Genomic DNA, 11,714 nt, shown 5'->3' with positions numbered 1-11,714 from the left:
GTCCTGTCATGCGGTCGCTGTGCAGCTCGTAGGTCAGACGCTCCTCGTTGGCGCGCCAGGCGGAGACGTCGAACGCGCTGACCGCAAAGCCCGGCGTGCCCGCGTGGGCGCTGGCGACCACGCGCAGTTCGACCGCGATCGGGTACGTCAGCGATTTCATCAAATGCAAGGTGGCGCGTTCCACCCGCCCGCTTTGGGCTGCCCGTGCGAGGAGGGCGTCGAGCACTGCCGTCTCGCCGCTGGGCACGAGCTCGTGCAGCGTCACCGTTTGCAGGTACTCGCGCCGGTAGCCGATGAAACGCAAGCTTGCATCGGACACATAGCGAAAGTGCAGCTGGTGGTCGACATGCGCCAGGAAATCGACCGCGCCCAGCGTTTTTTCGAGCTGCAGCGTCAGTGCGCTGCGCACGTCGTCGGCGTCGACAGTATGCGCGTGAGCCCTGCCCGCGCGGCCGCGCAACAGGTCGAGGGCCGCGCGCCAGGCGCTGCGGCGCGGTGCGCCGATGGGTTTAGCTTGCATTCGTTCTCGCGGGCGACGGATGTCGATGGGGTGGCTGGTTTCGCACCGGGTGCGCGGATGCGCGCCTTGCGCAGCGCCAGGATGTCGCCATACCTCCCATCAGGACGGATTATCGGCACAGCGTAAGAATTCTTTAGGGATGACGCGTGCGTTTCGGGCAAAACTTGACTCGGGATTGGCCCGGACATGCGCTCGCCCCGGTTTTTGGTAGACAATGGCCGCAAGCTGCGCGAGGAACCACAGAACGTACCGAGCGAGCCCTTGGCGTCATACCGGGCGCACGGGGCCCGCCCGCCGTACACGGGGCCGGTTCCGCGTGGCGCGCCGCGACCGGTTGGGGCCGGTCACGGCGCTCGTTCGTTCTACAACAAAAAGCTGGATCACTCATGGCCGAAATATCGATCGTACGCACGGATGCGTCGCCGGGTTGCGCCGCGCGCGCTCACTGCGAAATCGACTGTCTCTATCTCGGGCGTCAGCCAATCCTGGCGCGCGACGGAGCCCTCGTGGCCTATGAGTTGCTGTTTCGCGAGAGCGCGGCGAACCGTGCGTTCATTTGCGACGATGCGCAGGCGACAGCCCGTGTGGTCGTGAACGCGATGTGCAGCATCGGCATCTCAGCGACGCTCGGGGCGCACGGCGGTTATATCAACGTCTGCCGCGAGATGCTGTTCGACGATACCGTCATGCTGCTTCCCCCCGAACGGTTCATTCTCGAGGTGCTCGAAACCGTTCACGTCGATACGCCGCTGATCGAGCGCATCGACAAGCTGCGCCGCGCCGGCTTCAGAATCGCGCTCGACGACATCTGCGCGCTGTCCGACGAACTCGTCGCGTTGTTGCCGCATGTCGACATCGTCAAGGTGGATTTCTTGTCCGCGGCACGCAACGGACTGCCGGCGCTGGCCGAAGCGGTGAAAGCGCGAGGCAAAGTGCTCGTCGCGGAAAAAATCGAGACGCGCGACGATTACGCCTTGGCCCGCGAACTCGGTTTCGATCTCTTTCAAGGCTACTATTTTGCCCGCCCGCAGGTGCTGTCGGCCCGGCGCGGCGATCCATCGCGGCAGTCGCTGCTGCGCATGCTGGCGCTGATCGCTTCGGAGGCGCCGCTCGTCGAGCTCGAACAAGAGCTCAAGCGCAGCCCCGATGTGGTGATGCAACTGCTGCGGCTCGTCAATTCGAGTGCTTACGGGCTGGACCGCAGGATCGCCTCGGTGCGCGAAGCGATTCTCGCGGCCGGTACGCGTCAGATCGCGCGCTGGGCGCAACTGCTGCTCTACGCGTCGCGCAGCGATATGTCGTGGCGCTCCGATCCGCTGGCGCAGCTCGTCGGGGCGCGCTCGCGGTTCATGGAACTGGCGGCCGCCCGGGTGCGGCCGGACAACGAGCGGTTCGGCGATTGCGCGTTCATGACGGGCGTGTTTTCGCTCGTGCACGTGCTGCTCGGCGACGCCGCACCGGCCGATTCGATTGCTCATATCGGGCTCGTCCCGGAGATCGGCGACGCGATCATGCAGCGGGCCGGATTGCTCGGCGCGCTGCTGACGATCGCGGAAGCGGCCGAGGCAGGTCATCACGAGGAAGTCGTGCACGCGATGGCGCATGCGCATCCCGAGTTATCATTGCTGACGCCGTCGGCATTCGCCGAACTCAACCTCGAGGCCGCGATGTGGTCTCAGGCGCATGAGATGGCGTGACGCGAGCCGCTATCCGGCCGGAGAAATGACAATGAAGCGAAGCATGAGCCGCGCCCTGCGCGCGGTGGCCGTCAGCGCGGCCCTGTCCGTTTGTTCGCTCGATGCATCGGCCGTCCTGAAAGTGGGCGACAAGGCCCCCGATTTCACGACCGAAGCCTCGCTCGGCGGTCGCGCCTACCCGTACTCGCTGGCCGATGCGCTGAAGAAGGGCCCTGTCGTGCTCTATTTCTATCCGGCCGCCTTCACGAAAGGATGCACGATCGAGGCGCATGAATTCGCCGATGCTGTCGACGAATACAAGCGCTACGGTGCAACGGTGATCGGCGTGTCGCATGACGACATCGCCACGCTTGAAAAGTTTTCCGTCAGCGAGTGCCGCAGCAAATTCCCCGTCGCGGCCGATCCGCAGCGGCACATCATCGACGCCTACGATGCCGCGATGCCGCTCGTGAGGACGATGGCGAACCGCGTGTCGTACGTGATCGCGCCGGACGGCACGATCATTTACGAATACACGAGCCTATCGCCCGACAAGCATGTGCTCAATACGATGAGCGCGGTCAAGGATTGGGCCAAGCGGCATCCGCAGCCTCAATAGCCGGGCGGCGGCGGGGGCGGCGGTGTGTAGTACCGCCGCGGCCCGTTGTCGTAGTCGTAGCCTGCCGGCATCGGAACACGCTCGCCCGCGGCGTACATGCACTGCACGTAGGCATAGTCATAGCGCCGCTGGATGTCGTAAGCCGAGCCTTGGGCGGTGCCCATGCCGATCGCGCCGCCCGTCAGCAATCCGGCGCCCGCACCGATAGCGGCCCCGCGGCCGCCGCCGAATGCCGCCCCCGCGGCTGCGCCCGCCGCAGTCCCGAGCGCTGCACTGCCGACGCCGGCTGCCGTGGCTGCCTGATTCGCACTGATCCCGCCCACTTGACCTAGCGCGTACTGGCGACAGCTGTAGTCGTCGGCGCGGAATTGATCGAACGTCTTGCCGGTGCCGGGCAGCGCCATAATGCTCGGGCCTGTGGGCATGACGGTACAGGCGCCGAGGCCGGCGAGCGCCGCCAGCGGTAGCCATATTGCGCGCCGCGTGGCGCATCTCCGAATGGAAGCGTCCATAGCGTCACCGGTTCGGTGCGGGCGGAGTAGCCGGCACTTCGCGCCAGCCGCTCACGCATTGTTTGACGTAAGGGTAGTAGGACTTCGTCTTGTCGCAGTACCACCATGTGCCTGATTGCGGCCCATCGTCCTCTTGAGCGTTCTGTCCCGGTTGCGGGCGTTCGACGTAGGTGACGTCAGGCCGGTCCGGCGCGACGACGACGGGGGGCGGGTAGGGCGCGTAATAGTAGGGCGCCGGCACGACCGGGGCGCCGTAGGGGTAGTAATAGGGCCCCGGCGCGCCCATGAAGACTCCCACGCGCCAATGCGCCGCCTGGGCGGCGCCGCTGAAGCCAAGACAGGCTGCGGCCGCGAGTGCAAATGAGAGTGCGAGTGAAGCGTTGATCCGCCGCACGATGGACTCCTTGTGTCGGTTGGTTGCGCCGCTTACTTGGCGGCGCTGTACCTACAAGGCTAGGCCATCGTCTCAGTGAACGCCATAACGGGCCCGTTCACAATTGTTGCATTCCCTTACCTGATCGTATTTTGCGGCGGCGCGTCATATCGCCTGCGGCGCTTGCCTGCCGCGGCGCTTGTCGCGCCAGACGCGCAGCCGGTCCATGTAGAGATAGACAACGGGCGTCGTATATAGCGTCAGCACCTGGCTGACGAGCAGCCCTCCGACGATGGAAATGCCGAGCGGCGAGCGCAGCTCCGCGCCTTCGCCGTTGCCGAACGCAAGCGGCAGCGCCCCGAGCATCGCCGCGCACGTCGTCATCATGATCGGTCTGAAGCGCAGCACGCAGGCGCGATGAATCGCATCGTACGAGGACAGCCCTTGGCGCGACGCCTCGATCGCAAAGTCGACCATCATGATGGCGTTCTTTTTGACGATGCCGATCAGCAAGATGACGCCGATGAGCGCGATGATGCTGAACTCCGAATGGAACAGCAGCAGCGCGAGCAGCGCGCCGACACCGGCGGACGGCAGCGTCGAGAGAATCGTCACGGGGTGGATATAGCTCTCGTACAGCATGCCCAGCACGATATAGACCGCGGCTAGCGCAGCGAGGATCAACAGCGGCATGTCGCGCGTCGACTGCTGGAACGCTTGCGCCGTTCCCGAGAAATTGCCGTGCACCGTCGAGGGCATCCCGATCGCGGCTGCCGTTTCGTTGATTGCGCGCGTCGCGTCCGATAGCGATTTACCGGGCGGCAGGTTGAACGAGATCGTCGAGGCGACGAAGGGCCCTTGGTGATTGACGGCGATCGGCGTGCTGCCAGGGCCGAACGAAGCGATGGCCGAAAGCGGAATCATCGTCTCTTTCGAGGTGGAGACCGCCGAGCCCGTCGATGCACTCGATTTGCCGCTCGCGGCGATCGAGTTGTTCGCCAGGTTGCGCGCGGAGTCGGCCGCGATCGCGGCCGCGCTTGCCGTCGCGCTGGTGGCACCGGTGGGCGTGCTGTTCGCCGGCGCGCTGAAGGTGCCGGCCACCGCGTTCGTCGATTGCGAGCCGCTTGCGCTGCCGCCCGACGTGCTGATGTAGACCTGGTTCAGCATCGCCGGATCCTGCCAATAGCGCGGCGCCACTTCCATGACGACGTGATATTGGTTCAACGGGTTGTAGATCGTCGACACCTGCCGCTGTCCGAACGCATCGTAAAGCGTGTTGTCGATCTGCGACGGCGTGATCTTGAGCCGCGCGGCGCTCTGGCGATTGATCGTCACGAACGATTCGAGGCCGCCTTGCTGCTGATCGGAATTGACATCGGCCAGCTCGGAACGATGCTTGAGCGCCTCCGTCAGAAGCGGGGCCCACTTGTAGACCTCGGCGCTCGAATCGCCCAGCAGCGTGTACTGGTATTGCGCATTCGACTGCCGCCCGCCCACGCGGATATCTTGCACCGCTTGCAGGAACGTTTGCGCGCCGGCCACGTGTCCAAGCGGCCGGCGCAGTTGAGCGATGACTTGATCGGCCGATGCGTGGCGTACCGTCTTTGGTTTGAGCGTAACGAACATAAAACCCGAGTTCGTCTGTCGTCCGCCCGTGAAACCGATGACGCTCTGCACGTTCGGGTTGCGCTGCACGATCGCCATCATTTCCGAAAACTTGATCTTCATCGCCTGGAACGAGGTGGACTGATCGGCTTGAATTCCGCCGACAAGCCGCCCCGTATCCTGCTGCGGGAAGAAGCCCTTCGGTACGACAACGTAGAGGTACGCGTTCAGCGCGATCGTTGCGACGAGCGTCGCCAGAATCAGCAGCGGGTGCGACAGCGCCCAGCCGAGCGTGCGCGCGTAGCCGCCCTGCAGCCGCGCGAACGCGCGCTCGAGCCGCTGTGCGATCGGGCCGTCCTTGGGCCGGTGCTCGGCATCGGCAAGCAAGCGCGAGCACATCATCGGTGTGACGGTCAGCGACACGGCGAGCGACACGGCGATCGCAAGCGAGAGCGTCACGGCGAACTCGCGGAACAGCCGCCCCACGATGCCGCCCATCAGCAGAATCGGCAGGAAGACGGCGACCAGCGAAATGCTGATCGAGGTGACGGTGAAGCCGACTTCACGCGCGCCGAGATAGGCGGCCCGCATGCGCGGCACACCTTCCTCGATGTGGCGCGAGATGTTTTCCAGCACGACGATGGCATCGTCGACGACAAACCCGGTGGCCACGATCAGTGCCATCAGCGAGAGGTTGTCGATCGAGTAGTGCAGCAGATACATGGCCGCGAACGTGCCGATGATCGAAATCGGCACGGCCACGCTCGGGATCAGCGTCGCGCGCCAGTTGCGCAGGAACAGAAAGACGACGGTGATGACGAGCAGCACCGCAACGATCAGCGTGCGCTCGGTGTCTTTCAGCGAGGCGCGGATCGTCGTCGAGCGGTCGGCCACCGACGCGATGTCGATTGCCGCCGGCACCGATGCCTGCAGCTGCGGCAGCATCGCCAGCACGCGATCGATCGTCGCGACGATGTTGGCGCCGGGCTGCCGGTAAAGGATCACGAGCACGGAACGCTGGCCGTTCATGAGGCCGAGGTTGCGCAAGTCCTCGACCGAATCGTCCACCTGCGCCACGTCGGACAACTTGACGGCCGAGCCGTTGCGGTAGGCGATGACGAGATCCTTATACTGCGCGGCGGCCTTGGCCTGGTCGTTCGTATAGAGTTGAACGCGGTTCTCGCCAAAATCGATCGATCCCTTCGGGCTGTTCGCGTTCGCCGCGGCCAGCGCCGCGCGCACATCCTCGAGCCCGATGCCGTAGTGGAACAGCGCCTGCGGCTCGAGTTCGACGCGCACGGCCGGGTTGGCCGAGCCGCTGACGTCGACTTCGCCGATGCCGTCCACCTGCGAGAGCGCTTGCTGCAAAACCGTCGAAGCGGCGTCGTAGAGCTGGCCGGCCGGCACTGTCTTCGATGTCAGCGAAAGAATCAGAATCGGCGCATCGGCCGGGTTGACCTTGTGATACGTCGGGTTGCTGCGCAGGCTGGTCGGCAGATCGGCGCGGGCCGCGTTGATCGCGGCTTGCACGTCGCGCGCGGCGCCGTCGATGTCGCGGTTCAGGCCGAACTGAAGCGTGATCCGTGTTTGGCCCACGCCGCTCATCGACGTCATTTCGGTCACGTCCGCGATCTGCCCCAAATGGCGTTCGAGCGGGCTCGCTACGCTCGTCGCGACGGTTTCCGGGCTCGCGCCGGGCAGCTGCGCCTGGACCGAGATCGTCGGGAAGTCGACCTGCGGCAGCGGCGCGACGGGCAGCTTGACGAAGGCGAAGAGGCCGGAGAGCGCGACGCCAATCGCGAGCAGGGTGGTCGCGACGGGGCGCGAGATGAACGGGCGGGAGAGGTTCATCGTGCGGCCTCCCGCTTGGGGGCGTTCGCGTCAAACACCCGCATCGCCGGCTCCCGTTTCGCGATGACCCAGCCCGAAGCGCTCGCGCACGCGGCGCGCGAGCGAATCGAAGCCGAGGTAGATGACGGGCGTCGTAAAGAGCGTCAGCAACTGGCTCACGATGAGCCCGCCCGCGATCGCGATCCCGAGCGGATGGCGCAGCTCGGACCCCACGCCCGTGCCGAGCATCAGCGGCAAAGCGCCGAGCAGCGCCGCCATCGTCGTCATCAGGATCGGCCGGAAGCGCAGCAGACACGCCTGATAGATCGCCTCATGCGGGCTCTTGCCTTGTTCGCGTTCCGCCTCGAGCGCGAAGTCGATCATCATGATCGCGTTCTTCTTCACGATACCGATCAACAGCACGATGCCGATGATGCCGATGATGTCGAGGTCGTGCCCCGAGAGGATCAGCGCGAGCAGCGCGCCCACCCCGGCCGAGGGCAGCGTCGAGAGAATCGTGATGGGATGGATGAAGCTCTCGTACAGCACGCCGAGCACGATGTACATCGTCACGATCGCCGCGAGGATCAGGAACAGTTCATTGGACAGCGACGCCTGGAACGCGAGGGCCGAACCCTGGAAGCGCGTCTGGAACGAGGCCGGCAGGCCGACGTCGCGCTCGGCCTGCTGGATTGCTTTGACTGCTGCGCCGAGCGAGGCGCCCGGCGCGAGGTTGAACGACACCGTCGTGGACGGAAATTGGCCCAGGTGGGAAACCAGCAGCGGCGCCGGACGCTCCGTGAACCGGGCGATCGCGCTGAGCGGCACTTGCTGGCCGGCACCTTGGGAAGAGGGGAGATAGATCGACTTCAACGCATCGGTGTAATGCTGCATGCTCGGCTCGGTCCCGAGGATGACGCGGTACTGGTTCGACTGCGTGAAGATCGTCGAGATGATGCGCTGCCCGAACGCGTCGTACAGTGCGTTATCGACGGTGGCCGGTGTGATGCCGAAGCGCGCGGCCGTCGCGCGGTCGATTTCGACGTAGACCGAGCGCCCGCTTTGCTGCAGATCGGTTGCGACGTCGGCGAGTTCCGGTGCTTGCTTGAGCCGATCGACGAGCTTGGGCACCCAGGTCGCGAATTCGTCGGCGTTCGGGTCCGTCAGCATGAACTGATACTGCGTCGCGCTGACGGTCGAGTTGATCGTCAGATCCTGCACGGGTTGCAGATAGAGCGTGATGCCCGCCACGTTCGCCGTTTCGTTTTCAAGGTCGCGAATAATCTCGGTGGCATTCTTCGAGCGATCGCCGTGCGCCTTCAGATTGATCAGCATGCGGCCGCCGTTGAGCGTGATATTCGTGCCGTCCACGCCGATGAACGAGGTCAGGCTGTCGACGTTCGGATCCTTGAGGATCGCGCTGGCCAGCGCTTCCTGCCGATCGGCCATGGCGCCGTACGAGATCGACTGCGGCGCTTGCGTGATCGCCTGAATGACGCCTGTGTCCTGCACGGGGAAGAAGCCCTTCGGGATCAGCACATAGAGCAGCGCCGTCAGGACGAGTGTAAGGACGGCGACGACCAGCGTCGCGCGCTCGCGCGCGAGCACCCAGCGCAAGGCCACGGCATAGCGCGCGATGATCGCATCGATGACGGCATGCGCCTTGGCCTCGAAGCGATGGCTCTCGAGCGGCGGCGTATGCCGCAGCAGCTTCGCGCACATCATCGGTACGAGCGTGAGCGAGACGACGGCTGAAATGACGATCGTCACCGCCAGCGTAATCGCGAACTCGTGGAAGAGGCGGCCCACCACGTCGCCCATGAACAGCAGCGGAATCAGCACGGCGATCAGCGAAACCGTCAGCGAAATGATCGTGAAGCCGATCTGCTTCGAACCCTTGAGCGCCGCTTCGATCGCGGTATCGCCTTCCTCCACGTAGCGTGAGATGTTTTCGATCATGACGATGGCATCGTCGACGACGAAGCCGGTCGCGATCGTCAACGCCATCAACGAGAGATTGTCGAGCGAGAAACCGCACAGATACATGACGGCGAGCGTGCCGATCAGCGAGAGGGGCACCGACAAACTCGGGATGATCGTGGCATAGATGTTGGCCAGGAACAGGTACATGACGAGCACGACGAGCACGACCGACATCGCGAGCTCGAACTGCACGTCGCGCACCGAGGCGCGGATCGTCGTGGTGCGATCGGTGATCACGGCCACGTTGACGGCCGCGGGCAGCGACGCCTGCAACTGCGGCAGCAGCGCCTTCACGCTGTCGACGACCTGGATCACATTGGCGCCCGGCTGACGCTGAACATTGATCAGGATCGCGGGCGTGACGGTGCCGCCTGTTCCCACCCACGCGCCGAGCTTCGTGTTCTCGGCGCCCTCGACGATCTTGGCCACATCGGTCAGCATGACGGGGCGGCCGTTCTTGTACGCGACGATGGCGTCGTTGTACGCGCTGGCATCGGTCAACTGATCGTTCGCGTTGATCGTAAAATTGCGCGTCGGGCCATCGAAGTTGCCCTTGGGCGTATTGACGTTCAGGTTCGCGATGCTCGTGCGCAGATCGTCGAGATTCAAGCCGTACGAGGCGAGCGCGAGCGGGTTCGCCTGGATCCGCACCGCCGGCCGCTGGCCGCCGCTGAGGCTGACGAGGCCGACGCCGGCCACTTGCGAAATCTTCTCGGCCAGCCGCGTATCGGCCAGATCCTCGATATCGGTGAGCGGCGTGGTGTTCGACGTGATCGCGAGCGTGAGGATCGGAGCATCGGCAGGATTGACCTTGGCATAGATCGGCGGAGCGGGCAGATCGGCCGGCAACAGGTTGCCCGCCGCGTTGATGGCGGCCTGCACCTCTTGCTCGGCGATATCGAGCGGCAGATCGAGGCTGAATTGCAGCGTGATGACGGAAGCCCCGGCCGAGCTTTGCGAGGACATCTGATTGAGCGACGGCATCTGGCCAAACTGTCGCTCGAGCGGCGCGGTGACCGACGAGGTCATGACCTCGGGGCTCGCGCCGGGGTAAAAGGTTTGGACCTGGATCGTCGGATAGTCGACTTCGGGCAGCGCCGAAATCGGCAGGAAGCGAAGCGCGACGAGGCCGACGAGCATGATGGCCGCCATCAGCAAAGCCGTGCCGACGGGGCGCAGAATGAAGGCGCGAGACGGATTCATGCGTGTGGGCGCCCGCCGTTATTGCGCGCCGTTGCTGCTGGCGGCCGCATGCTGGCGATGCCCGTGCGTGCCCGATGCATTCGACGCACCCGATGCTTCCGATGCGTGATGCGCTCCGCCCGCCCTTGCGCCCGAGGCGGTCCGCAACACGGCGGCGGCATCGGGGGCGATGGAGATCTTCGCGCCTTCGCGTAGACGATCGGAGCCGTCGATCACGACCCGCTCGCCTATCGACAGCCCCGATGCGATGCTCGTGCGCTCGCCGTCGACCGGGCCGACCTTGAGCGGGCGGACCGTGACGGTATTGTCGGGCTTCACGACATAAGCGAACGGCCCATTGGCGCCGTTGAGCACGGCCGAACTCGGCACGATCACCGCGTCATGGAGGGTATCGATCAGCAAGCGGGCGTTGACGAACTGATTCGGAAACAGCATTTGCCCCGTATTGGGGAACAGGGCCCGCAGTTTGACGGTGCCCGTCGACGTATCGATCTGATTGTCGATCGTGTCCAGCGCGCCCGTTTCGAGGACAACGCTGTTGTTGCGGTCATAGGCCGTCGTCGATAACTTGGCGCCGGCGTGCATTTGTCTGAGGATGGCCGGAAGGTTGTCTTCGGGGGTCGTGAAGACAACGCTGATCGGTTGCAACTGCGTGATGACGACGATGCCGTTCGCGTCCGAAGGGGTGACGTAGTTGCCGGGATCGACTTGGCGCAGGCCGACGCGGCCCGAGATCGGCGCCGTGATGCGGGCATAGACGAGATCGAGCTTGTAGGTATCGATGTTCGCGTGATCCGACTGCACCTGGCCTTCGTACTGCTTCACGAGCGAGGCTTGCGTATCCACTTGCTGGGCAGCGATCGAGTCTTGCGCGAGCAGCGTCTGATAGCGCTTGAGATCGAGACGGGCCGTCTGCAGCAGTGCCGTGTCCTTGGCCAGCGCGCCTTCGGCGTTTTCGAGCGAGATCTGATAGGGCCTCGGGTCGATCTGCGCGAGCAGGTCGCCGGCCTTGACGAGTTGTCCCTCCCTGAAGGCGACGCTCTGCAGCGTGCCCGCGAGCTGCGTCTTGACGGTCACGGTCGCGAGCGGCGAAACGGTGCCGAGGGCGGTCAAGACGATCGGCATGTCTCCGGCGGCTGCGGCCGCCACATGGACCGGCTGAGGCATGCCGGCGAGCCCGCCGCGGCCGGCATGGCCCGTTGTAGCGGCCGGGCCCGTGCCGCCGCTCGTGCGGCTCCAAGGCCGCCACCAGATCAGCGCGATCGCGATGACGATCGCGATGGCGATCGCGGCGCGACGGCCCGGATGCGTACGGCGGGCCGTCGCGGCGTTCTCGGTAGCGGGATCGCGATGTGCACCGTCGGAGGGCGAGGAGGGGCGGTTGTCTTGTTCG

The 11,714-nt window shown here is 65.0% G+C and carries 8 protein-coding genes; 2 read left to right on the top strand and 6 right to left on the bottom strand.

From position 1 onward, the window contains the following. A partial coding sequence (locus tag ACTHL0_RS03080) for a PAS domain-containing protein (protein WP_440565125.1) occupies positions 1–520 on the bottom strand: 520 nt, incomplete at its 3' end. 386 nt (positions 521–906) lie between these two features. On the opposite strand from ACTHL0_RS03080, the gene ACTHL0_RS03075 reads away from it, so the two are divergent. After that, on the top strand, positions 907–2,217 hold the full coding sequence (locus tag ACTHL0_RS03075; RefSeq protein WP_440565124.1) for an EAL and HDOD domain-containing protein: 1,311 nt from the start codon (positions 907–909) through the stop codon (positions 2,215–2,217). 31 nt (positions 2,218–2,248) lie between these two features. Then, the gene (locus ACTHL0_RS03070) at positions 2,249–2,815 is read left to right on the top strand and encodes a peroxiredoxin (RefSeq protein ID WP_440565123.1); all 567 of its coding nucleotides are present in this window, start codon (positions 2,249–2,251) and stop codon (positions 2,813–2,815) included. Here the strand turns inward: ACTHL0_RS03070 and ACTHL0_RS03065 are convergent. The 5 genes from ACTHL0_RS03065 to ACTHL0_RS03045 form a co-directional block, all read right to left on the bottom strand. Beyond that, the gene (locus tag ACTHL0_RS03065; protein WP_440565122.1) at positions 2,809–3,327 is read right to left on the bottom strand and encodes a hypothetical protein; all 519 of its coding nucleotides are present in this window, start codon (positions 3,325–3,327) and stop codon (positions 2,809–2,811) included. The genes ACTHL0_RS03070 and ACTHL0_RS03065 overlap by 7 nt on opposite strands. 4 nt (positions 3,328–3,331) lie before the next feature. Beyond that, complete coding sequence (locus tag ACTHL0_RS03060; RefSeq protein ID WP_440565121.1) at positions 3,332–3,721, bottom strand: hypothetical protein; 390 nt, start codon at positions 3,719–3,721, stop codon at positions 3,332–3,334. A gap of 144 nt (positions 3,722–3,865) precedes the next feature. Further along, entirely contained in the window at positions 3,866–7,156 is a 3,291-nt protein-coding gene (locus ACTHL0_RS03055) for an efflux RND transporter permease subunit (protein WP_440565120.1), read from the bottom strand. A gap of 30 nt (positions 7,157–7,186) precedes the next feature. Beyond that, positions 7,187–10,321, bottom strand: coding sequence for an MdtB/MuxB family multidrug efflux RND transporter permease subunit (locus tag ACTHL0_RS03050; protein WP_440565119.1), 3,135 nt, complete (start codon positions 10,319–10,321; stop codon positions 7,187–7,189). Positions 10,322–10,339: 18 nt separating this feature from the next. Continuing rightward, a partial coding sequence (locus tag ACTHL0_RS03045) for an MdtA/MuxA family multidrug efflux RND transporter periplasmic adaptor subunit (protein ID WP_440565117.1) occupies positions 10,340–11,714 on the bottom strand: 1,375 nt, incomplete at its 5' end.

This window comes from Trinickia sp. (genome assembly GCF_051961175.1).
Classification (GTDB): Bacteria; Pseudomonadota; Gammaproteobacteria; order Burkholderiales; family Burkholderiaceae; genus Trinickia.
The sequence above is the reverse complement of the archived record's forward strand: the minus strand, read 5'-3'. Positions and strand labels throughout refer to the sequence as shown.